This is a genomic window from Halomonas sp. A3H3, from assembly GCF_000982975.1.
Classification (GTDB): domain Bacteria; phylum Pseudomonadota; class Gammaproteobacteria; order Pseudomonadales; family Halomonadaceae; genus Vreelandella; species Vreelandella titanicae.
Window position 1 is genome coordinate 1324529 of the sequence record NZ_HG423343.1, and the last position, 22262, is coordinate 1346790.

Below are 22262 nucleotides of genomic sequence, written 5' to 3' on the forward strand. Positions count from 1 at the left end.
GTAGGCAGCACCAGCATGTATCAACATGTAGCAGGTGAGTATCAGAAAAGTGGTTAACACCCAGGAATTCATATGTTTCTACCCTCTTGTTATAGATTTGGCGTGGCAGTCGCACTGTTAAGTTGCCGACTTCGGCCTCTATAATGTATTTTTCATGCGTGATGCCCGCCAATTTGTATACTTAATGGCTGCATCAGATAATAAAATGGCAGGACAATGACTAATATTCCTACAGACCTTTTGAGGACATTTGTTACGATCAAGGACCTTGGAGGCTTTACTAGTGCTGGAGAACAACTTGGTCGATCGCAACCAGCTATCAGTCTTCAAATAAAAAAATTAGAAGAAATATTGAATACCAAGATATTTTTGAGAGGCTCTAGTCTCGAATTGACCGAAGATGGAGATTATCTCTATGAATCCGCAAGAAACATTTTGGTAATAAACGATCAAATTATTGCTAAAGTTAGGGGGGATAATGTATCCGGCAAAGTTCGACTAGGCATACCCAATGACTTCGAGCTGGCTTTTCTTCCTAAAGCACTGAGAAAACTTTCCCGCGTCCACCCCAACATCATAGTGGAAGTCGACTGTGAGATCAGCAAAGTCATACTCCAGCGATATCAGAAGGGGCATTATGATATTGCCATGGCCATGGAGCGCGCCAAGCAGAACGAAGACAGAGATGCACGTGATTACCGGATAGAAAATCTAGAATGGATCTGCAGAAACAGCCGAGTCATCGAAGACTATGACGAACCGATACCGCTAATCGCCTATCCGCAGGGATGTGTCTATCGCTCTATTATGGAAGAAGGCTTACAGCAACAGCAACGCGCTTTCCGCTTCATGTACACAAGTACTAGTTTGTTGGGCATATTCTCTGCCGTTGAGGAAGAGCTAGGAATTACAGCAATGGCCAGTTCGGTGATTCCAGAACACCTGAAGTATTCGGTTAGCAACAGTAGCCTGCCGAGTCTTGAGAAAGTGTGCATTGGGTTGTATTACAAAGATCGTGAGCTAAATGTAGCGTCTCAGCATGTCCTTGAATTTCTGCGCACGGGGATTGCCAGCTTATAGAAATCCAAAAAAGCCATCAGCCTTAGGGGATATGAATAGATTAGTGCAGCACTAAGTACCTTTTATAGCGGCAACTGCCGCCTTCGGCCCTGGCTTGAAGAACGGAAACAGCCATTTGTATTCGCCATGTAATGAACCCCTATAGTGGCAAGGATCGCGCTGATGAAATTGCCGGTGCACAGTTCCTTAACGCCTGGCACCGCCTTTCCGCTGGTGCGTCTCAAGAACCTGATTCAAACACGCAGATAGTCGATGAATCAGTAGAGATCTCAGCCGAGATTGGACTCACTTCAAGCGACTGATGCAACGCATCAGTCGCTTTGACACAAATAGTTGTCACCCTAGTCCAGAACCAGGCACTGCCTACTTAATAATATTGTGCTCTGGGCCGTAGGGGAAACCGGTAATGTTTTCGGCCCCATGATCGTTGACAACCAAGATATCGTGTTCACGGTATCCGCCAGCTCCCGCGCGGCCTTCTGGTACGGTAATCATCGGCTCCATTGAAACCACCATATTGGGCTCAAGAACCGTTTCAATATCTTCACGTAGTTCAAGGCCTGCCTCGCGGCCATAGTAGTGGCTGAGGGTGCCAAAGGAGTGGCCATAGCCGAAAGTACGATATTGGAGTAGGTCGTGCTTGGCGAAGATCTCGTTGAGCTCATGAGCAATATCGCAGCAACGTACCCCAGGCTTGATCAGCTCTTGGCCACGGCGGTGAACTTCGCAGTTTGCTTGCCAGAGACGCAGGTGCTCATCAGAGGCATGGCCCAGGAACAGGGTGCGCTCAAGGGCGGTATAGTAGCCTGAAATCATCGGGAAGGTGTTCAGGCTCAGAATATCACCCGGCTGCACGCGGCGACTGGTCACCGGGTTATGGGCACCGTCGGTATTGATACCCGATTGGAACCACACCCAGGTATCCATCAGCTCACTGTTCGGGTAAGTCTTAGCGATTTCGCGCACCATAGCAGCCTGGCCGGCCAGCGCCACTTCATACTCCGGAACCCCGGCCGAAATAGCATCGCGCACGGCCACACCACCAACATCGGCGATACGGGCACCCTGGCGAATAAGCGCGATTTCTTCAGCAGACTTAATCATGCGCATTGTCATACTGGGCACGCCAATATCGACTAGCTCCACGCCATCTAGAACGGACAGCAGCTTCTGCTGGTTCTGCAGCGTCATATGGTCGAACTCAACACCAATACGACGGTTGCCTGCGCAGAGCTGCTTAACAGCATTAAAGAAGTTATCTTTCTGCCAGTCCGTATAAACGATATTGTCGCCCAGGTGATTGCGGCGAAAGGGTTGCCCGCCGTCGATATTGGCAGACACGGTTGTAAAGCGATCTTGGGTGATGACCAGACCATAGTCACGACCAAATTTACAGTAAACGAAATCGCTGAAGTAGTTAATATTATGGTAGGACGTCAATACCACTGCTTCGATATTCTCCTTCGCCATGTAGTCGCGTAGTCGCGCCAGCCGATCCTTCATTTCGCTATCCGAGAAGGTCGGTATCACCTTTTCGCCATTAGGGATCTCAATTAGTGACGGCAGTTGCATGTAGTTGTCTCCACTCTTGTAATTTATCGTAATCGCCGTACCAGCCTGGACGGTATTTGCGCTAATCCGTGCCATAGCGCAACTTTCATCAGGTTCAATGAAGAGCGCTCTTTTCTGCTAGTAGGAATGAATATGGCCAGCATCAATTTGGAGTACCAATGACTAGTGCAAATGCAACCATTAGCAGATGAAATACTATTTTAATTCAATTGCTTACGGATTAAATACGAGAAAACCATAGGCCTGACATAACCAATATTTAAAAGACGACAGCATTTAGTAAGCTCACATTTTAAGCCAACGGAAAATTCGTTGGTAAGCTGAAAAAATACTCAGAAATATTGGGCTATAAAACCCCAATCGACGAGTTCCTGTGGTATTAGTTAGGCGTGCTGTAAATCAAAGACGCTATACGTAATGTTTGAATTCAAATCGACAGGGAGGCCTCAAATGACCATACAAGGGGCTGGTGTATCAACCTATGTAGACAACTGTAAAAACTGATACATGTACTTTTGACTCTAAATCAGGCCGCTACTGAAGAAGGGATGAGTCTGGCATGAATCTACTTAACTACTTTAACTGCAAGCCAAAACAGGGCCTGACCTCAGGCGCTGCCGGGGTACACTGATGAAGCAGCTCATCGAGCGTCTACCTTGGTGGGTAACACAAGGCTTCTAACCCATTTTCATGACTATAAGCAACAGTCCCAAACTATACCAATGGCACTAAATTAGCGAAATAGCATCAAAAATCGCGGTTATTTAACCCATTGACAACGTGTCACAGCTGCTAGGTTTATCTGTATATACATATAGTTAATATTGGTGAGCTTACCATGTCAAAATTAAAAGAAAACCAGGTGATTATCCTCGCTCCCAATGCAAGCGCCATCGAAAGTGTATATGAAAACTATTGTGAATTTGATGTAAATAAAATTAAAAACTCTGCTATTGAAAAAATCATCAAATATCTTGCTGCCAGTCTTAACTGCATTACTGAAAAAGAATATAGTGTCGCAATAAAATATAAAACCATATTTTTCAGTACAGAAAACCCTTATGATAAAGATGGTGCTGTTTTCTTTTTAGACACTTTTAAAGATTCTAAAACCACCCAAAAAATCATAGAAAAATCACGCACACTGGCGTTATTTATTATTCAACAACTTCTTCCTAATGACGACCTTTTTAGTCAAAACCTTGATCTATCTTGGTTAAGTAAAGAAGAGCTCGAAATTCTAGACGAACGCCGCAATATGTTTCTATCAAGTTGGAAAAATACAAAAATTCCGGCGAATGGTTTTAGCTTAATTGACGCTATTGAAAAAGAGTCGATTCTTTGCGTTAACTCTGACTTTATTACGCTAGACGATGACGAAAAAACAAGCATTGATATCGAGGGCATTGGCTTTCCTGATGGTTTTTCAAGAACCCAAAATTGGATAGAACTTCGCGTCATTGAAGACAGTCTGCAACAAGCAGGTGACGTAAGGCATTTTACCGTCACCCACCCCGATGGCTTCAAGGTATTTTTAGAAGCCAGTTACCAAGAATCTTATGTCCGCTTCAAAGCAAAAAAGATCACGCGAAAAATGAAGCAAAAACCCTCCTATACATTAACAGAACTGAAAGTGGATAACACATTAATAGAAATGGATCAATTTACGCTTACCAGTGAAAACGAAGAAATGTTAGATACGTACAACTAAGCTTTCTTTAGTGTCGCAAAGAGACCACAAGCTAGCACGGCTACAGACAGCTCGTGACTGTTGCGTATCGTTCCTTCCGGAGATCTTTTAAGACCAATACCGACATATTCTTGGCGTCGATCAAGCACATTATCGACAATAATCGGAAACGGATCCAGCTGGAACTTATTACTGCTATTTTCTTGATAAAAGCCATTAGATTTTAGCATCTTGACGAGCTCTTCAGGCGCATTTTTTAAGGCAATCTGTATATATTGCTTTGGCACATTAAACAGAGAAAATACCTGCATAAGAAAGGCCCAGTGATGCTGATGACTCATTAGTAGCTGACGATTCTTACTGATTAAAAAAGGTAACTCACCCAAAATGACGCTACCATCCAAGCTCACCAACCGGCTCTCTTCTAGTCCTGTTACATGCTCAATAAGTCGGCGCCACGCCTTTTCGCCTACTTGACGTAATAAAATATTGGGATGGTTCGCCCCACTTACCCAAGCATCGCTTTCCCCTTTTAATTTAAATCGCATATGTGATTCAGCGTCGCGAACGATTTTTGCAATGACTTCTGTATCCTCTGGATTAAGATTAACGTGCGCCCCTGCACGCTCGTAGCTCATGCCAAGTCCTACAAACCGTAGTACTTTCCATAACACCATAAAATTTAAACGAGTGTAACGAACGGAAATATCGGTTGTTTCAAGCGCCGGCATTTCAATACGCGACAATGTCTTGGTATTTAAAACACCGTCAATATTTCTTGCACGCACATGACGTACGGGGGTTAGTTGATCCGCCCAATCCGTTAGCACGTGACTGTAATTTAACGATCCAGTACGCGGATGACGATGCCCCATCAATCTCGCCGTGGCCATACCGCTGCGTCGCGATACATGACTGTAGTGGCCCAACACCTGCTGACGTATGAACTGTGAATCAAGGTGACCGCTTATCGATTCTGTTAGCGGTGTTTGTATCCCAAATAACGAGGGCGCTAAGGTGTTATAGAACGCGTGCCGGCAATGGTGCAGCGTCATTCCCCCACTCGACGTACCTTTGCGCAGTAACTGAATCAACACCGGGCTGACCTGCGCTGCCCAGTGAATGAGCTTGACTTGGCTCGCGTAAAGTTCACCCAGTAAAGGGCGTTTTGAATCGTTACCCGCCAGCGAGCGGAAGCGACTTAACACATGATCGATGAGATCCTCTTCGGCTGGATCTAGTGCAAAAAGTAGTGGCACTGCGCGGCGACTGGAGTCGCTTTTGAGCTTGCGCTGCGCGTTATCACGCACCAGCACCCAACGGATACCGTAATGCTCACACCAGTCATTGCGCTGTAGCCCTATTGCTTCTTGCGCGCGCAGCCCAAAACGAAACGTTAATAACAGCACAAATCCTAACAGCAGAAATTTCTCATCGTGTTGGCTTTGCCATTTTGATTGCAAAGCGGACTGACACAGGAGGTATTCACTTTGTATCAACATCCCTGCGCGAACGCTGCGGCGATCATTCTCGATAGCTAATTCTTGCCAATCGGGGCTTGCCACCCCCAACGTTTCCACCCACGCATGAAAATCACGCAACCGATGACTGAAGTAGTGCGCATCTTGCGACGTTAGCTCGACGAACGTCAGCATTTTAGCGTAAAGGTGCGTGACCTCCTCTTCGTCAAAATCGAGGAGATCCACCTGGTAGCCAATCTCGGCGAATGCTGATTTCAGTGCTGAGAAATACCGCGTTAATGAGCTTTGCGCATAGTCGTTCCGTTTGCCGATTTTGCCTCGCCGCATAATAAAACTCATCCACCGCACTAATAGCAGGACGCAGGTACTGACGTGCCCGTCGTATGCGCTGCTTAGCTTATCAAGTTGCGAAGCCCCCTGGCGTAATTGCCGCTTTGTATACCCTTTCAGAACCTCTTGGACATTTTCATAAAGCTGTTGCGCATTGGCCTGCTGCTCCACTTTGTCGAGATGGCGCCAACGAGACGTTTTTGTGGCCGACACATTGAGTTCACTGTCTGCGCTATCGCCGTGGGTAGGAAATGCTAACCTAACGCCGTCTCGAATCCGTAGCTCATCGTGAAGCGGTAAGCTCGTCGAAAGAACACGTCCACCTAGCATGCCTGCCACCATGCCAGGCAGTGATAAGAGATTTACTTGATCCATCAGGTCACCCAAGCTTGCAAACAAGGCTTGAACGCTTGTCTCCGCTATGTTCGGCAAATGCCCTTTCAATGCATCAGGGGGTGGAGTGATAGTGGCTGGCATCAGCACTTTGTTTAGATCGATTTCTTTTTGAATTTGCTGCCCGGCGGCTAGCAAAGATGCCGTCTTATAGCTGATACGGTGGCGCTGAACGGGTGCGAGGTAATTGTCCAGTTCCAGGCTTTCGCTATACTCAAGCAAATACTCTTGCTTGTGCTGAATGAGTCGATAATTACGCCCTCGGGCTACATCTAGCAGCATACGTTGATAACTAATGCGTTTTTCTAAGCACAACAAAAGCGCCCCAACGCTCAAAGCGCTCAATTTAGAAAAATGCGCTTTCAGTACTTTCGCTCGAATGTTATCCGCCCACCGCTTTAGCTCTGGCCACAATGAAAGGGTCTCTGAAGCCTTGCTGGACAGTAACGATTTTTCAGCCGACGCTTCTGCCACGCGCTTACTGATACCGTGCTGGTGCCGGTTGCCTTCCTCTTTCAAGCACCGCAACAGCACTGACAACCGTAGCGATGCATAGGTATGTATCACCGAACCACTTCGATGCAGCATACGCTGAACTAACACATCAATATCGTCCTGTGTCAGCTCCCCCCATGCTCTGCGGCTCATATATATTGCGATATCCGCTTCAGCCGCTTTACGTTCTCGCACCATCGTTTGGCGTCTTTCGTGTTCTCGCTGGCACTGACCAAACCGACGGTTCACCAGTGCCTTTTGATAGTGCTGATCCTCAGCACTGCTAGATGGAGGCGTTAATAAAGGCAACACCGAAGGCAGCGTGGGAGGAAAAAAACCTAATTCATCAAAGGCGGTGTTCACCGCATCGGCATAGCTGTGCGCATCGTCTGTCCAGCAACGCGGCGAAAAATCGCCGTAGGTCGCCACACTGCGCTCCGCATGCCCCATCCACCCATCAACCACTTCTGCTGGCACCTTCAAAAAACGCAGCTGTTGGGCATGGCGATGGCGAAACACGTTGCCGGGCAAGGGCCACTGAAAGAGAGGCACCCCGGGCAAGTCGGTGCTTGTCATGGAGTGCCATACCAGCGAATCATCCAACAAGAAGAACAGCGGAAGTGCTGATAAAGCGTTGTTATCCAGTGTTTGATGTATCGCTTCTGCCAGCGCAGCGTTGACGTTTTTGAGTACTTGAGCCAGCCATTGCAAATGCGTCACGTAACACTGCAACAGTTCGATCGCTCTGTCTGGTAACGGCACCATCCGGCTACTTCGGCGCCCTTGGTCGATTTTATCGTTAAGATATAAACAACGTGCTGTTAGGTTGAAGTGTCCCAGCGACTCAAATGGATCTTTAAGATATCGGCCGCCCGAGGCTGCATAAAGTCCCATGACACAGTATTGAGCCAGGACGTTGTGATAGTGAATCAGGTCACCGTCGGCGCTGCCTTCAACCATTGCCCTGGCGTTAGTAATCTCTTGACGCAACACCGTCGTGATGGGCGAGAGACGGCTACCAATCAGATTCACGGAGGGGGGAAATGGCGTTGAGTCGGAGAGGGATAGAGACAATCCTTTTTCGATCGCGGTTATATCCCATGTCGCATAGCTGCATGCGCCTGGCAACCCTGCGTTGGGGTGAGCGGTTAAAAGACGCGCCAAATGGGGGTCATGGGTGTTATCAAAGACGGCTTGTCCCCAGACCTGCGCCAATTTAGCGCTCGTTACTCGGGGAAAATGTAATTGGGTCTGCTGATAAAACCAACGTTCCAAAGGCAGAGTGTTCTCCCACATATCCCCTAACGTGGCGAGCGAAGCTTGCTGCGCGTTAGCGGCTCGCTGGAGGATCGCAGTGACCTGTTCCGGCAGTTCAACGGAGAGCACTTCTCTTATTGAGTGAACATAATCGAGTGATTCGCTATTGGGTTGCCAGGCATTCCCACGTCGAGGTGATTTCCGCGCTATCGATGAAAAGTCACGTGTCAATGTCCACTCATCACCCGGGGCATCATCTATCTGAAACTGTGCAGCAAAATAGAGCGAGCGTGAGAAGCGAACTGACAGCCATACCATCACGGCGCCGAGCTGCTCTACCTCATCGGTTGAAAATAAGCATTGATCCACCCAACTAAGCAGCTTTTCTCGCTCTGGCGGCAGTAGCTTTTCCCAGCTCCATGGCAAAAAATGCGATGCTTCTGCCGTTTGGACAAAATAGCTTCGGCTAGCTAATTGTTGTTCCGCATCGCTATCAGAGGGATCTACCCTTGCAACATAGACCCCCTCATCCTCTGGGTCTTGATCGGCATCTTCTTCTTTTTGATACGCGTAAAATTCGTACTCGGTATCTTCGCTTTCGTCATAACCTTGGTGTACCAGTGGGAGGACAGTCGGCAAGAACCGTTCAATACGCAAGAGAGATGCTATTGCCTCATGATTAATGGGATTAACATCTTGACGCGCAATAGCAGTAATGGCGTTGAAAAAGCGGCTATAGCTCTTGTTATCACGATAATCATGACTCACCTCATCGGCGGCAGAGATGAACGCATCGTTAACACGCTCAAGCGTCGGCTCATGCTGCCCCACAAAACTGCGACACCGCCTTAATAGCGCGTCTACCACATGCCATTTTTCATCGTAGGGGCCTAAGGTCATAAAACGTGCTGCATCACTGATATTGCGATCCGCGATACATTTTTGATGAGCGATACGCTGTGCTGCGTGCACCAAAAACCATAAACGCAAAAGTCGACGCCAAAACAGCAGGTAGCCTTCGGTCGACTTCGCCTTACCATCAGCCAGCGGGTTAGTGAGCAACGTAATCAAAAACGTTTTATTTTTTACACCCCCTTCCTGAAACTGACGTTTGTTTTGTTCAACCGTGCCGACATGAGGTACCTGTGAGTAGTCACGAGAGATGTCTGGCGATGCATTGAAATGGTTAACAAACCGCTGTAGTTCATCGACTATCGGGTCGCCCGCCCAAAGCGAGAGAATCTCGACAGATTCAGGGTGAGAGCATTCCCTTACAAGATTGGCAATCGCGTCATTGCGGGGGCTTAGTCCTAGGGCGTGATAAATGACCTGGAGAACATCAAGTAAATTCTCCTCGTGCGCCCATGCTATTAGCTTGCGGTACCGCTTCCCGAGACTTACGGTCACTGCTTCCAGCTGCTGGCTGTGACAATCTCCTACGCCTTCCCGTGTCATTAATAACCCTTACGTCCAAAAGCGGCATTTGCCGAAAACCGCTCTATCATAAGGTTTAAAGCCATTTAAAACCATTTAAGGACAAAATAAATGTCCTTAAATCATCAGTCTCATAACCCGAAGGTCATCGGTTCAAATCCGGTCCCCGCTACCAATATTTTTAAAGGCAGATCAGTTACTTACTGGTCTGCCTTTTTTTATTGCCTAGAGTTCGGTGAGAGTAGTCAGAAAAGCTCTCAGGTTCAGCGTCTCATCCCCCCTGAAGGCCATCGGTTCGCTTTTATTCTAAAGCCAAAGCCAGCGAATCTCGCTATCCAATACAACAGAGAAAGCCGTTATCGAAAGGCAGCGGCTTTTTTGTGCCTGAACCCTTACACCGCCAGCTGCTCACGCCAGCGATCCCATTCTGGTGTAGATCCAACCATCTCAAACAGATGATCCAAAAAAGCGCTTACCTTGCGGGTGTGCAGCCGACGCTGGGCGTAGAGCACGTGGATATCGCGCCTGCCTGGCACGACTTCACATCGCCACGCTTCGAGCAGAGGCAGCAGTTTGCCCGAGGCCAGCTCATCAGCGATCAGCCAGGTGGGAAACATCACCAGTCCCTGCCCCATTAGCGCGGCACGCACCAAGCTCTCGGCATCGTTGCTATACAGGCTGCCGTCGACTTTGTAAGCAAAGGCTTGCGGCTGCTCGGCATGATGGAAGTACCAGCGCTGACGACCCATTTCACCTTGGTAGAGCAGGCAGTCGTGGTGTTCAAGGTCATCTGGGGTATTGGGCCTACCGCAGCGCTGTATATAGGTGGGGGCAGCAACCACAACGTAGTTCATTGACGCTAGGCGGCGTGCCACCAGCGTTGAATCGGCCAATTCGCCGACACGAAAGGTAATATCGATGCCCTCGCGCACCGGGTCGGTCAGTTGATCGGTTAACATCAGTTCGGCTTTGATCGCCGGGTAGCGGCGTTGAAAGTGATGCAGAATCGGCACGATTTGGCGCTGGCCGAAAGCCACGGGAGCATTGAGGCGCAGCACGCCGCTAGGCGCTGTATTGGGGGCCGTTAGCGCTTCCGTCGCCAGGTCGAGTCGTTCAAGTATCTCGCGAACTTCCTGATAGTAGCGCAAACCTGCCTCGGTCAGCGTCACGGCACGGGTGTGGCGATAGAACAGTTGCTGACCAAGCGCCTCCTCTAAAGAGGCAATCTGACGCGAAACCGACGACACGGCGCGATGAAAGTGGCGTGCGGTGGCGGTAAAACTTCCTGTCGCGGCGACGCGCTCAAAGATGCGTAGCGCATTGAGATCCATCGAGTTGCTCCTAGCGCAATAAAGATTTGCGATTTTTCCAATTGTAGCAATGATTCTTGGCGACCAGACTGCTTTTCATCGGACACAAAGCACATTTCCACTGCCCGTTCCGAAAATTTTGTCTACAAAAGGAGTTAACGATGCGCAAAGGCACCGCATTAGTCGTCGGCGCGACCGGCATCACTGGTGGCAACTTAGCCAGCTACCTCACCGCTAGCGGGTGGAGTGTCTATGGATTATCTCGTCGCCCCTCTGATCAAGCAGGGGTAATTCCCGTCGCTGCCGATCTGTTAGATCGCGAGGCTACGGCGGAAGCACTGGCGGGGCTACCCATCACCCACGTGTTTTATTGCACTTGGGTGCGGCGCGAAAATGAAAAGGCTAACGTCGAGGCCAACGGCGCAATGATGCACAACTTGCTCGACGCTCTGCAGGGCGCAAGCTTAGCGCATGTCTCGCTGGTGACCGGCACCAAGCAGTACCTGGGTGCCTTCGAGAACTACGGTAGCGGTAAAACCGAGACGCCGTTTCGTGAATCAGCGCCCCGCGTACCTGGCGAGAACTTTTACTACACCCTCGAAGACATCATGTTCGCGAAGGCGGGTCGGGACGGCTTTAGCTGGAACGTGCACCGTCCGCACACGGTCATCGGCTATGCCCGCGGTAACGCCATGAACATGGGCGTGACGCTGGCGGTTTACGCCTCTATCTGCAAAGCAACGGGCAAGCCGTTCACATTCCCTGGCTCGCAGGTGCAGTGGAACGCCTTGACCGATCTAACCGATTCGCTGGTGTTGGCGCGGCAGATGGAGTGGGCGGCGACCACGCCCGGTGCCCACAATGAGGCCTTTAACACGGTCAATGGCGATGTGTTCCGCTGGCGTCGACTGTGGCATGAAATTGGCGAATTCTTCGAGCTTGAAGTAGCCGACTGCCCGGAAACGCCACAGCCGCTCGAAACCCAGATGGCCGACATTGCGCCTACCTGGGCCGAGATTGCCGAAAACAACGAGCTAGTCGAAGCCGATGTCAGCAAGTTAGCCTCCTGGTGGCACACCGATGCCGACCTGGGGCGCGAGCTTGAGTGCGTCAACGATGTCACCAAGTCGCGAGATTTCGGCTTTGATCACTTCCGTGAAACACGCGCGGCGTTGTTCGATCTGTTTACCCGCCTACGCGCGGAGCGCATCATTCCTTAAGTAATTTCAGAAGCAATTTCAGAAACAATTTCAGAAACAATGCCAAAAATAGTAGCTCATCCAGGGCGCCTAACCGCGCCCTGTTTCTGCTTTATCAGGTTCATGTAGCTTGATACCCACTAGCAGTGAGTTTTATTTCCCTCCTCTTCCTTGAATCCACCGGCAAATGCCTGCATATCATGGGGAACTATTGTTCATTTTTTGATGCCGAGTCTACCCATGCAAATTATCGATCCCCGCTCAGGTAAGCCGCTTACGGCGGATACCGGAAGTGCTGACGCTACCGCGCCTAACGCTGAACAAGCGGCGGTGCGCCCTGAAGATGTCATTATCGAGCTCAATGCTGGCAATATTCAGCAAGTGCTTGAAGCGTCCATGCAGGTGCCGGTGCTAATGGGCTGCTACTCGCCGTCCAACGCAAGCAGCAGCACCCTGCTCGCGGTGCTGGAGAAGCTGGTGGTTGAGTACGCGGGCGCCTTCCTGCTCGGCAAGCTCGATATTGAAGCAAACCCCGAAATCGGCGGCCAACTGGGCGTGCGTTCTGTGCCCGATGTGAAGCTGATTAGCCAGGGCGGCTTGGTGGATGGCTTCCAGGGCGCTCTGCCGGAGAAAGAAGTGCGCGAGTGGCTCAATCGCTACTTCCCCGCCCCCGGCGAAGCGCCGCCTACCCCTGAAGAGCAGGCGGAAGAAGCGCTTAAAGCCGGTGACACCGCCGCTGCCCGCGAGATTTATCAAACCCTAGTGGGCCAGTACCCAGAGCACTATGCCTACCAGGTAGCCTTCGCACGGGTATTGGTGGCCGAAGGGCGCGGCAGTGAGGCCCGTGAAGTACTCGATAACCTGCCCCCGGAAGAGCGCGACGCGGCACCTGCGCGTGGCGTACGCGCCAGCATCGAGTTTAGCGAGCAGGCACTCTCAGCCGAGGAGATTGCGGCCCTGGGCAATCGCACCGATAGCGAAGCGCAGTACCAGCGCGCCCTGCGCCAAGTGGCCGACGGTCATTATGATGAAGGGCTGGAGGCGCTGCTGGCGCTGATGAAGCAGGATCGCGCCTATAACGATGACGCGGCGCGTAAAACGCTACTGCAGGTATTCGACGCCCTGGGCGCCGACCACCCGCTGACCGTTGCTTACCGCCGTAAGCTTTTTGCGATGCTGTACTAAGGTCTTCTGAAGGCTTTCAATCCCGCTTCAGCAGGGAATCCATACGAGACAGCGCCGCTTCCAGCTGGGAAGCGGTGGTACCAAAGTTAAGCCGCACAAAGCCGGGGCAGCCAAAGGCCGCCCCGTCCGAAAGCGCTACTCCCGCCTCTTTCAGCAACGTCTTGTAGGGCGCCTCACCTAACCCTGCCTCGCGCATATCCAGCCAAGCTAGATAGGTCGACTCCGGCGCACTCCAGCGCACGCCCGGCCAAGCCGCTACGCGTGCCTGCAGCGTCCCACGATGCTCACGTAACACGCTTAACAGCTCCTGGCGCCACGGCTCGCCATGTCGATACGCTGCTTCCGCCGCGACCAAGCCGAGCACGTTGCCATCGGGAAGTAACCCCTTGGTAGCCGTCGCAAAGCGCTCACGCAGTGCGGGGTCGGGAATCACCGCGCAGGCGCTGGTTAAGCCCGCTAGGTTAAAGGTTTTCGACGGTGCCCATAGCGTAATGGTGCGCTTCGCTAATTCAGGAAATGCCGCGGCTAACGGGCGGTGCTGGGCGCCTTCGTCCAATAACAGGTCGCAGTGCAGCTCATCGGAGACCACCCAAAGGTCGTGGCGCTCCACTAGCTCAGCCAGCGCTGCAAGCTCCTCATGGCGCCACACTCGCCCCGTAGGGTTGTGGGGCTGGCACCACAGCAGCAAGCGCGTACGTGGCGTAATAGCGGCCTCCAAGGCATCAATATCGAGCTGCCAAGGCTCATTGGGTGCTGAAGGCGCTGCCAGCATCGCCTGCTGGGGTAGTCGCCCGGTGCGCTTTGCAACCTCTAAAAATGGCGGGTAGATCGGCGCTACCGTCAATACACCGTCGCCTAGCTCGGTCAGCGTTAACGCGGCCAGGTGCAAAGCTGGCACGACGCCCGGCAGCCACTGCTGCCACTCCGGCTGAATGGGCCAGTCGTAGTGGTGGGCGCTCCACTGGCACAGGGTTTCTGTTAACGTAGCAGGCACTTCGCCATAGCCATATACACCGTGGGCCACGCGCGCCTGCAGTGCATCAATCACCTCAGGCGGGGAGCGAAAATCCATATCGGCGACCCAAAGGGGCAGTACGTCGTCGCCGTAGCGGTGCCATTTTTGCGATGCCCAGCCACCTTCAGGGTGGCGTCGCTCCACAGGCGTGGCAAAATCGTAGGCCATGAAAAATCTCACTCATTCAATAGGGGTTGTGCCAAGCATGCCGCAAGATGACTTTTATACCAAGATGCGGGCGGGGCTATCGGCGCTGTTGCGGCAATGGCGCTCGCTTGGGCAAGCGAATACGGATCAGCTAGCGCTCATTTTGGCTGAAACAGCACGGGTAGCTAAATTAGGTACACCCGACGCCACGCCCAGCGGCGCCACCCTGGAGCAGTGGAGCCAGGATGAGCTAGGTGAAATGCCGCTATGGGCGCCGCGCACTGCGGTCTTTCTGCTCAATCAAATGCCCGCTCGCCCGACCCCCGATAGCGACGCCGAAGCCTGCGCCTGGGCTTACTGCTGGCTGCGCAACCGTTCGTTTGATTCACTCCAAGCGGCGCAGGAGGCGCTCCCCGCGCACTTGAAAGCGCCCCTAAAAGATGCCCTTGAGGCCGCATGGCGCGACCAGCAAGGCCTGCGCTTGGTTTAATTAAAAGCGCGCGCTGACAGCACCCAAACAAAAACAGCAAGGATGACGCCGCATGATTGAAGTCCCTCTCACTTGGCAGCTAGCGAAATTAGGGCTCTCGATCAGCATGGTGCTGGGGCTAGGCGCGATTGCTGTGCGTGCTAGCCCGCGCATGGCGGGCCTGCTGGCGGGCTATCCGTTAGGCACGGCCTTGGCGCTATTTTTTATCGGCTTGGAAATTTCCCCTCAGTTTGCGACCCAAAGTGCGGTGCATACCCTGGCGGGCTTTACGGCCACAATGGCGCTAGGGGCCGGTTATTGGATGGCAGGACGACAGCCGGGCGTTAAAGGTGTCATTGGCGGCGTGGCGGGCGGCTTGGTTGCCTGGCTCGCCGTTAGCACGCTGCTCGCTCAGTTTAACTTCACGCGTTTGAGCGGCACGCTGGTGACGCTATGCGCCATTGCTCTGTTCAGCGGCTTATTTCGCAGCATTACTGATGTCAGGATACCCGCCAGCAGAACGTTTTCGTTACCGGCGCTTGCCGCGCGGGCGGCACTTGCCACGGTGATCATATTTACCATTACCAGCCTGGCCCACTGGCTGCCGCCCGCCTGGGCGGGAACGTTGGCCGCCTTTCCCGTCACGATGCTGCCTTTTTTGCTGATCCTACACCTGAACCATGGGGCAGCGCCGGTGGCGACGGTGATCAAGCACTACCCGATGGGACTTGGCTCGCTACTGAGTTACACGCTATGTGTTTCCTATACTTACAGCACACTAGGGTTGCTATGGGGCACATTGGTCGGCTTCGCTGCTGCCACGCTATGGCTGTTGGGGTGGATGCAACTCATTGCGTGGTATCAACGCCGCACCGCTTGACCAAGCGCTTGCTTGGGCTAATCCTAAACGTTGCCGTTGCGATTACCCCTACTAATAACCTTTTTTTTAATAACAAGGACAAGCCATGTTTACCCGAACCATTGAGCCCGCCTTTTACGATACTGACGCCTTAGGGCACATTAACAACACCCGCCTGCCAGCGTGGTTTGAGCTTGCCCGAAATGACTTGTTCAAACTCTTTACCCCTGATTTAAACCCCAAGCAGTGGCGCTTGATTATGGCGCGCATGGAAGTCGACTACCGGGCTGAACTGTTTTACGGTCACGATATCGAAATACGTACTTACTTAACGCGATTAGGCAATAGCTCGTTTACAGTCACCCAAGAGGCGCGGCAGCACGGCAAGCTCACTAACCTGGGCCATGCGGTTATGGTGCAGTATGACCACCAGGCCAAGTGCGCCATGCCTATTGAGGGTGACCTGCGCGAGGCGCTAATGTCGCACCTTCAAGACGCGCCTGAGCCCGCCTGATCGACGCTGCCCTGCACTACCGGGGCAACAGGAGCCTTATAATGGCAATCCGCTACAACCTCTGGATAGACCCTGACAACGTCGCCCAGCATCGCGCCGTGGAGGCAGACCTTGAGCGCTATTTTATTGAGCGCTTTGCCGACTATCCGCATATCCGCTTGTTTGGTGCCGATCCCTACGATTATGATGCCCCCTTCAATCGCCTTTATGACGTGCTAATGGCACGAGCCGCTGAATACTGTGAGCGGACGTGGTGCTATGTCGCGTCGCCTGAACAGCTCAATCGCTGCTTTTTCCGTGCCGTTGGCCGCTCGACTAAATTTGTTCAAGACGACCGTTCGTGAGAGACCAACCCAATGGTGATACGCACCAACCAAGCGCCTGACGAACGTCAGCTCGCCATTATTGCCCAGCAGCTTGGCCGCGCACCGCGTGGTATCGAAGCGGTAGCCGCCACCGACGGTGAAGGTACACCGCTAGTACTGCGTATGGCGCCTATTGTCGATGGCAAACCCTTCCCCACCCTGTATTGGCTCTGTTCCGATGTTCTGAAAGTTGAGATTTCCCGCATCGAAGCCGTTGGGGTTATCAAAGCGCTCGAACAACGCCTACAGGAAGAGCCTGAATTTCTTGAGGCTTACCAACAGAGCCATCGCGACTATGTGACCGCTCGCTGGGACTATATGAGTAATGCTCAGCGTGAAGAAGTCGCTAAGCTGGGTTACACCAACGTGATGACCGAACGCGGCATTGGCGGCATTAGCAACTGGCATCAGATACGCTGCCTGCACACCCAGTACGCCCACCACCTGTGCGGTGATAATGTGATTGGGCAGTGGATGGATGAGCATCATCAGGTAGACCGCTGTTTACCCTAAGCCCCTTTTAACCTAAGCCTCGTAGTAATCTCGTTTTCTTTTTGGCTACGGTTTTAGTCACGTTCATTTTTTAACGACAGGAAATAGACGAATGGCTCGAATTTGCGTTTATCTTGGCTCCCGTGAAGGTAACAGCCCTGCCTTCCGCCAGGCCACCAATCAACTGGGGCGCACCCTCGCTGAACGCGGCCACACGTTGGTTTATGGTGGGGCACGCGTTGGCCTGATGGGCGAGCTGGCTAACGCAGCACTTGAGGCCGGTGGTGAAGTCATTGGTGTGATGCCCGACCACCTGGTGGAGCGCGAACAGGCCCACTTTGGCTTGAGCGAGCTGATTCGGGTGCGCAACATGCACGAACGCAAAGCCACCATGGCGGCCAACGCCGATGCTTTTATTGCCTTACCCGGCGGGATTGGCACCTTGGAAGAGCTGTTTGAAATATGGACGTGGGGCTATCTAGGCCTGCATGAAAAACCGATGGGGTTGCTGAACATCGACGAGTTCTATTCGCCGCTACTGACCTTTTTAGACAGCACGGTTAGTCATGGCTTTTTGGCGTCTCCCACCCGCGAGATGCTGCTCGATGCACCGTCCCCCAATGAGTTGCTCGAGGCGCTGGAGGCCCAGCTATAAAACTGGTGAGGGAAGAGTTACTAACGTCCCGGGTGCTCGGTGAGCTTGCGGGTATGCTGATAGGTAAGCTGCAGTAAACGGGCATCTTCACCTGCCCGGTGGCGGTGAATACCCTGTTCGGCGATCAGCGCTTCTTTGGTGTCGCTCCACACTGCCTGCTGCTCTTCGCTAAGCAGAATTCTTAGCGCCTCAAGGCGAAAACGCGGCAGCATACCCGCATGATGGAAGAGCAGCGACAGCCAGGTATTGTCGTACCCCCAACTATCGCTGTACGCCTTACCCAGCTCGCGTAGTTCATCGTTCAGCCAGTGGGCGACCTGGCGTACCGGGTAGCCCTCCTGAATAAGGCGATCACGGGAGATGCCATGCAGCAGTTCAGCCTTGGGATCCCAGTGCGTCCACTCTTCCAGCGGTTGAATGAGAAAAGCACAGCAGCTTCCATCGGCACGGGCGATGCCTACTTCAATGGGGTAGCTGCCGCGCCCAAATCCGGACGCTTCAATATCTAGCACTGTGGGTAGCGTCTCGGACACAACCTTCCTCACTCAATCAAAACGCGGTAACGCTTCATGCGGCGGCCACGCTATTTAGTGCCAGCTGATCCGCCTGTCGCTGCCAGTAAGCCGCACGCTCACCATCTACCGCCAAGCCTAATTCACCCAGGCGATAAGCGCGAGCAAGCCGCTCTGCGGCGAGATAGTGCCCAGACTGGGCGGCGCGTGCGTACCAGGTCACCGCGTAATCTTCACGGCGCGGGTACTGGGCACAGCCATGTTCGTGGATTTGTGCCACCTGGTACTGTGACTTTACATCCCCGGCATGCGCAGCTTCCAGAACGTACCGCGCTCCGCGCGCTTTGTCCTGGGGCGTCTGACTGCGATGAAACAGCATATGGCCGTATACGGAGAGCGCGTCTGGGTGACCCGCTTCCGCACAGCGCTTAAACAAGCGCATCGTTAAACGCTGGGTGCGCGGTGAACGCGGCAACAGCCAGTGATTATGAAACAGCCGTTCAGCTAGGCGAAATTCTAGCCGAGTAAACAACGTTGATGCCTGCAGCATGGCAAACCACCCTGCCTGTCGTCTGTTGGAACCTTGGGCTAGCAGTCACAAAAATAGCTGCCAACCACACGAGAAACCGGCCTTTAGCCGGTCGATGGGCTGGCAAGCATACGCCTGCCTTTGCGACGACTCAACCCCATTAATTTGCTGCTTGCAATGAGCCTCGCTAACATGCCATTCATACGCCGTTTACCAGCCTGGTAATGGCGGCTTATCTTGTGGCAATTCCGCCTTAGTAAGGAGATAAAAATGCAAACGCGCCCACTTGGCAGAACCGGCATGGAGGTAAGTCGACTCTGTTTAGGCACGATGACGTTTGGCGAGCAAAACAGCGAAGCTGAAGCCCACGAACAGCTTGATAGAGCCGTGGCGTTTGGCATCAATTTTATTGATACCGCAGAAATGTACCCCGTTCCGCCCATGGCCCAGACCCAGGGCTTAACTGAGCGCTATATTGGCAGTTGGCTTAAGCAGCGTGGCGCCAGGGACGATCTGATCATAGCCACCAAGGCCGCAGGCCCAGGGCTTGACCATATACGGGGTGGCCCGCGTTTAACCCGTGAGCATATTCATCAGGCCATCGATACAAGCCTGGAGCGCTTGAACACCGATTACGTTGACCTTTACCAACTGCACTGGCCCGACCGTCAAACCAATTTCTTTGGCAAGCTAGGCTACGTTCATAGCGAAGACGAAGATGCGACGCCGCTAGAAGAGACGCTTGATGCGCTGAAAGAGCTGGTTGATGCAGGCAAAGTACGGGCTATTGGGCTCTCTAATGACACGCCCTGGGGCGTGATGCGCTCACTGCAGCTTGCCGATAAGCTGGATTTACCGCGCGTGGCGTCTATTCAAAACCCCTATAACCTTCTAAATCGCTCTTTTGAAGTTGGTTTGGCTGAAATTGCCCACCGTGAAGATGTCGGTCTACTTGCTTATTCACCGCTAGGGTTTGGGGTACTCTCAGGTAAATACCTGAATGGCGCGCAACCACCCAAAGGTCGTTTGACGCTGTATGAGCGCTTCAAGCGTTACACCTCGCCCGAAGCCGAGGCGGCCACCCAGGCTTACGTTGCGCTTGCTGAAAAGCACGAGCTAGACCCTGCGCAAATGGCGCTGGCGTTTGTTAACTCTCGCAGCTTCTTGACCAGCAATATCATTGGTGCGACCACCATGGAGCAGTTGGAAAGCAATCTTGCCAGCGAGAGCCTCAAGCTGGACAACGAAGTGCTAGAGGCAATCGAAGATATTCACCGCCGTATGCCCAATCCCTGTCCTTAAAACAAACAGCCCTTAAAAACAGCCGACTCTCATAAGGCTATCACCGCTATAGCCTCGGCCTTTGCCGAGGCTTGGTATACTGAGCCCACTTATATCAGGCTTTTATTTATCAGGGCACGACCAGGAGCATGCGATGCTGAGCGTTATCTCTCCCGCCAAAACGCTGGACTTTGAAACCCCACCGACCACAGAGCAAGTGTCACAACCCGACTTTCTGAAACACAGCCAAGCGCTTATCACTATTTTGCGTGATTACTCGCCGCAGCAAATCAGCGAACTCATGGGTATCAGCGATAAATTGGCGGGCCTGAATGCGGCGCGTTTTGAGGAGTGGCACCCTCCTTTCACTCTGAGCAATGCCAAACCTGCTGCACAGGCTTTTCAGGGCGACGTTTATACCGGCCTGCAAGCAGAAAACTTCAGCGAAGCGGAGAACCGTTACGCACAGTCGCATCTGCGCATACTTTCTGGCCTATATGGCCTGCTGCGGCCGCTGGATTTGATTCAGGCCTACCGCCTGGAAATGGGCACCAAGCTGCCTAACAGTGCCGGTAAGGATCTGTATGCCTATTGGAAGCCCATCCTGGCACCTGCACTTAATGAAGCCATTGCAGAAAGCGGCTCCAACGTGCTGGTTAATCTCGCCTCGAATGAGTACTTCAAAGCGGTAGATACCAAGCAGCTTAATGCCCGGATCATTACGCCGGTGTTTAAAGATGAGAAAAACGGCACCTTTAAAATCATCAGCTTCTACGCCAAAAAAGCGCGTGGACTGATGAGCGCTTGGCTTATCCAGGAACAGGTCAACGATCCAGATGAACTCAAGGCGTTCGATGTGGCAGGTTATCGTTTCGATGCATCGGCATCCCAGGGGGATACCTTCGTTTTCACTCGTAAAGAAGCCGATCGCTAAAGCGAATGGCCTAATAGAAACGTACGGGGCGTGACGCGCGCGGCTTTAAAAAGCGCTGGTGCGCCTCTTTGAACAGCGCTGTATCGCAGCGGTGAAGCCACTCATAAGCCACCATATCTGCCGTCACCGCCACAGCACCGCTCGCGCAGGCGCGCTCACGGGCAAACGCAGCCTCTTGCGGGCGTCGACTGGCAGAGGCGTCGCTCAGCCAGTACAACTCGTAGCCTGCCTCTAATAGCCCTAAACCCGTTTGCAGCACGCAGATGTGCGCTTCTGTTCCACACAGTACAATCTGTGTTTTACCCGTTGCGTTTAGCGCTTCACGAAATTCAGTTTCCGCCATGGCCCCAAAATGCTGTTTCTGCCAGAGCCGATAGTCATTCAGGCAGGCGAGCAGTGATGCCGAGGATCCTCCCAGTTTTTCTGGAGACTGCTCGGTTAACCATACAGGCACCTCAAGCAAGCACGCCATTTCGCCTAGCCAAGCCGCTTCATTCATGGCTTCTTGACCACCATCGATTACAGGCAGCAGACCCGCCTGGAAATCGACCATTAACAACAGGCTTTTATCGCGTTGTAGTAGCACGTTGCCACCTCATTTTTATCGTTATTCAGGCTAACCATAATAGACGCGATACAAACAATAAAGCAGCCGCTTTTCAGCGACTGCTTCGGTTAACTCATCAAACAAATGCTCGGCCTAGTTCTCGGCCGCTTCTTCCATATCTTCGCCGAGCTCTTCCATGCTCTCCCCGGCATCTTCTGCGGCGTCATCAATGCTTTCACCCGCTTCTTCAGCAGGCCCTTGATCATCACAAGCGATCAGTCCGCCTGCCATCAAAGCCATAAATAGAGCGATTGCTAACTTCTTGGCTACTTGCGTCGTCATACCGTTTCTCCTCCTGAGATTTTACTTCTGGGTACGTGCAACATAATACTAGATGCTGCGTGGCAACAATACCATGCCGAATGCACAAGCTATTGTTATATCTGGAATAAAATGCCTGGAAATCGCGCTGAGGTGTGAGGTGTGAGGTGTGAGGTGTGAGGTGTGAGGTGTGAGG

The 22262-nt window shown here is 52.4% G+C and carries 20 protein-coding genes; 12 read left to right on the plus strand and 8 right to left on the minus strand.

Annotation, left to right across the window (positions count from 1 at the left end; translation table 11 throughout):
* Positions 1-216 precede the first annotated feature (216 nt).
* Complete coding sequence (locus HALA3H3_RS05725; protein ID WP_022520359.1) at positions 217-1080, plus strand: LysR family transcriptional regulator; 864 nt, start codon at positions 217-219, stop codon at positions 1078-1080.
* A 363-nt stretch (positions 1081-1443) separates the two neighbouring features.
* Here HALA3H3_RS05725 and HALA3H3_RS05730 read toward each other — a convergent pair whose 3' ends face one another.
* On the minus strand, positions 1444-2652 hold the full coding sequence (locus HALA3H3_RS05730) for a M24 family metallopeptidase (RefSeq protein ID WP_022520361.1): 1209 nt from the start codon (positions 2650-2652) through the stop codon (positions 1444-1446).
* A gap of 838 nt (positions 2653-3490) precedes the next feature.
* On the opposite strand from HALA3H3_RS05730, the gene HALA3H3_RS05735 reads away from it, so the two are divergent.
* Entirely contained in the window at positions 3491-4363 is an 873-nt protein-coding gene (locus tag HALA3H3_RS05735; RefSeq protein ID WP_022520362.1) for a hypothetical protein, read from the plus strand.
* Here HALA3H3_RS05735 and HALA3H3_RS05740 read toward each other — a convergent pair.
* A complete protein-coding gene (locus tag HALA3H3_RS05740) occupies positions 4360-9753 on the minus strand; it encodes a site-specific integrase (protein ID WP_022520363.1) in 5394 nt (1797 codons plus the stop codon). The genes HALA3H3_RS05735 and HALA3H3_RS05740 overlap by 4 nt on opposite strands.
* Before the next feature lie 371 nt (positions 9754-10124).
* Positions 10125-11063, minus strand: coding sequence for a LysR family transcriptional regulator (locus HALA3H3_RS05745; RefSeq protein ID WP_009288551.1), 939 nt, complete (start codon positions 11061-11063; stop codon positions 10125-10127).
* Between the two features lie 140 nt (positions 11064-11203).
* Here HALA3H3_RS05745 and HALA3H3_RS05750 point away from each other — a divergent pair, with 140 nt between their 5' ends.
* Both HALA3H3_RS05750 and HALA3H3_RS05755 read left to right on the plus strand, forming a co-directional pair.
* Positions 11204-12262, plus strand: a complete 1059-nt coding sequence (locus tag HALA3H3_RS05750; RefSeq protein ID WP_022520364.1) for an SDR family oxidoreductase — start codon at positions 11204-11206, stop codon at positions 12260-12262.
* Positions 12263-12481: 219 nt separating this feature from the next.
* A complete protein-coding gene (locus HALA3H3_RS05755) occupies positions 12482-13426 on the plus strand; it encodes a co-chaperone YbbN (protein WP_022520365.1) in 945 nt (314 codons plus the stop codon).
* Positions 13427-13442: 16 nt separating this feature from the next.
* Here HALA3H3_RS05755 and HALA3H3_RS05760 read toward each other — a convergent pair whose 3' ends face one another.
* Positions 13443-14609: a MalY/PatB family protein gene (locus HALA3H3_RS05760; protein WP_022520366.1), complete on the minus strand. Its 1167-nt coding sequence runs from the start codon at positions 14607-14609 to the stop codon at positions 13443-13445.
* A 37-nt stretch (positions 14610-14646) separates the two neighbouring features.
* On the opposite strand from HALA3H3_RS05760, the gene HALA3H3_RS05765 reads away from it, so the two are divergent.
* From HALA3H3_RS05765 to HALA3H3_RS05790, 6 genes are all read left to right on the plus strand, one after another.
* Positions 14647-15078, plus strand: coding sequence for a hypothetical protein (locus tag HALA3H3_RS05765; RefSeq protein WP_022520367.1), 432 nt, complete (start codon positions 14647-14649; stop codon positions 15076-15078).
* A 52-nt stretch (positions 15079-15130) separates the two neighbouring features.
* Positions 15131-15937 carry a hypothetical protein gene (locus HALA3H3_RS05770; protein WP_009288548.1) on the plus strand — a complete coding sequence of 269 codons (807 nt, stop codon included), beginning with the start codon at positions 15131-15133 and terminating at the stop codon, positions 15935-15937.
* Positions 15938-16022: 85 nt separating this feature from the next.
* Positions 16023-16430 carry an acyl-CoA thioesterase gene (locus HALA3H3_RS05775; protein ID WP_022520368.1) on the plus strand — a complete coding sequence of 136 codons (408 nt, stop codon included), beginning with the start codon at positions 16023-16025 and terminating at the stop codon, positions 16428-16430.
* A 41-nt stretch (positions 16431-16471) separates the two neighbouring features.
* Entirely contained in the window at positions 16472-16774 is a 303-nt protein-coding gene (locus HALA3H3_RS05780; RefSeq protein ID WP_007111787.1) for a hypothetical protein, read from the plus strand.
* Positions 16775-16786: 12 nt separating this feature from the next.
* Entirely contained in the window at positions 16787-17308 is a 522-nt protein-coding gene (locus HALA3H3_RS05785) for a DUF501 domain-containing protein (protein WP_009288547.1), read from the plus strand.
* 91 nt (positions 17309-17399) lie between these two features.
* Complete coding sequence (locus HALA3H3_RS05790; RefSeq protein ID WP_009288546.1) at positions 17400-17942, plus strand: LOG family protein; 543 nt, start codon at positions 17400-17402, stop codon at positions 17940-17942.
* A gap of 20 nt (positions 17943-17962) precedes the next feature.
* On the opposite strand, the gene HALA3H3_RS05795 is transcribed toward HALA3H3_RS05790, so the two are convergent.
* Complete coding sequence (locus HALA3H3_RS05795) at positions 17963-18475, minus strand: hypothetical protein (RefSeq protein ID WP_027957659.1); 513 nt, start codon at positions 18473-18475, stop codon at positions 17963-17965.
* Positions 18476-18509: 34 nt separating this feature from the next.
* The gene (locus HALA3H3_RS05800) at positions 18510-19004 is read right to left on the minus strand and encodes a tetratricopeptide repeat protein (protein WP_009288545.1); all 495 of its coding nucleotides are present in this window, start codon (positions 19002-19004) and stop codon (positions 18510-18512) included.
* Between the two features lie 249 nt (positions 19005-19253).
* On the opposite strand from HALA3H3_RS05800, the gene HALA3H3_RS05805 reads away from it, so the two are divergent.
* Both HALA3H3_RS05805 and yaaA read left to right on the plus strand, forming a co-directional pair.
* Positions 19254-20285, plus strand: coding sequence for an NADP(H)-dependent aldo-keto reductase (locus HALA3H3_RS05805; protein WP_022520370.1), 1032 nt, complete (start codon positions 19254-19256; stop codon positions 20283-20285).
* 133 nt (positions 20286-20418) lie between these two features.
* Complete coding sequence (yaaA, locus tag HALA3H3_RS05810) at positions 20419-21198, plus strand: peroxide stress protein YaaA (RefSeq protein WP_022520371.1); 780 nt, start codon at positions 20419-20421, stop codon at positions 21196-21198.
* 10 nt (positions 21199-21208) lie between these two features.
* On the opposite strand, the gene HALA3H3_RS05815 is transcribed toward yaaA, so the two are convergent.
* Together HALA3H3_RS05815 and HALA3H3_RS05820 are read right to left on the minus strand one after the other, a co-directional pair.
* Positions 21209-21784, minus strand: coding sequence for an isochorismatase family protein (locus HALA3H3_RS05815; protein ID WP_022520372.1), 576 nt, complete (start codon positions 21782-21784; stop codon positions 21209-21211).
* A 114-nt stretch (positions 21785-21898) separates the two neighbouring features.
* Complete coding sequence (locus HALA3H3_RS05820; RefSeq protein WP_022520373.1) at positions 21899-22087, minus strand: hypothetical protein; 189 nt, start codon at positions 22085-22087, stop codon at positions 21899-21901.
* Positions 22088-22262 lie beyond the last annotated feature (175 nt).

Bases quoted from the DNA above. Each gene is read 5' to 3' on its own strand.
- HALA3H3_RS05725 (WP_022520359.1), top strand. From the start codon at position 217: ATGACTAATATTCCTACAGACCTTTTGAGGACATTTGTTACGATCAAG.
- HALA3H3_RS05730 (WP_022520361.1), bottom strand. From the start codon at position 2,652: ATGCAACTGCCGTCACTAATTGAGATCCCTAATGGCGAAAAGGTGATA.
- HALA3H3_RS05735 (WP_022520362.1), top strand. From the start codon at position 3,491: ATGTCAAAATTAAAAGAAAACCAGGTGATTATCCTCGCTCCCAATGCA.
- HALA3H3_RS05740 (WP_022520363.1), bottom strand. From the start codon at position 9,753: ATGACACGGGAAGGCGTAGGAGATTGTCACAGCCAGCAGCTGGAAGCA.
- HALA3H3_RS05745 (WP_009288551.1), bottom strand. From the start codon at position 11,063: ATGGATCTCAATGCGCTACGCATCTTTGAGCGCGTCGCCGCGACAGGA.
- HALA3H3_RS05750 (WP_022520364.1), top strand. From the start codon at position 11,204: ATGCGCAAAGGCACCGCATTAGTCGTCGGCGCGACCGGCATCACTGGT.
- HALA3H3_RS05755 (WP_022520365.1), top strand. From the start codon at position 12,482: ATGCAAATTATCGATCCCCGCTCAGGTAAGCCGCTTACGGCGGATACC.
- HALA3H3_RS05760 (WP_022520366.1), bottom strand. From the start codon at position 14,609: ATGGCCTACGATTTTGCCACGCCTGTGGAGCGACGCCACCCTGAAGGT.
- HALA3H3_RS05765 (WP_022520367.1), top strand. From the start codon at position 14,647: ATGCCGCAAGATGACTTTTATACCAAGATGCGGGCGGGGCTATCGGCG.
- HALA3H3_RS05770 (WP_009288548.1), top strand. From the start codon at position 15,131: ATGATTGAAGTCCCTCTCACTTGGCAGCTAGCGAAATTAGGGCTCTCG.
- HALA3H3_RS05775 (WP_022520368.1), top strand. From the start codon at position 16,023: ATGTTTACCCGAACCATTGAGCCCGCCTTTTACGATACTGACGCCTTA.
- HALA3H3_RS05780 (WP_007111787.1), top strand. From the start codon at position 16,472: ATGGCAATCCGCTACAACCTCTGGATAGACCCTGACAACGTCGCCCAG.
- HALA3H3_RS05785 (WP_009288547.1), top strand. From the start codon at position 16,787: ATGGTGATACGCACCAACCAAGCGCCTGACGAACGTCAGCTCGCCATT.
- HALA3H3_RS05790 (WP_009288546.1), top strand. From the start codon at position 17,400: ATGGCTCGAATTTGCGTTTATCTTGGCTCCCGTGAAGGTAACAGCCCT.
- HALA3H3_RS05800 (WP_009288545.1), bottom strand. From the start codon at position 19,004: ATGCTGCAGGCATCAACGTTGTTTACTCGGCTAGAATTTCGCCTAGCT.
- HALA3H3_RS05805 (WP_022520370.1), top strand. From the start codon at position 19,254: ATGCAAACGCGCCCACTTGGCAGAACCGGCATGGAGGTAAGTCGACTC.
- yaaA (WP_022520371.1), top strand. From the start codon at position 20,419: ATGCTGAGCGTTATCTCTCCCGCCAAAACGCTGGACTTTGAAACCCCA.
- HALA3H3_RS05820 (WP_022520373.1), bottom strand. From the start codon at position 22,087: ATGACGACGCAAGTAGCCAAGAAGTTAGCAATCGCTCTATTTATGGCT.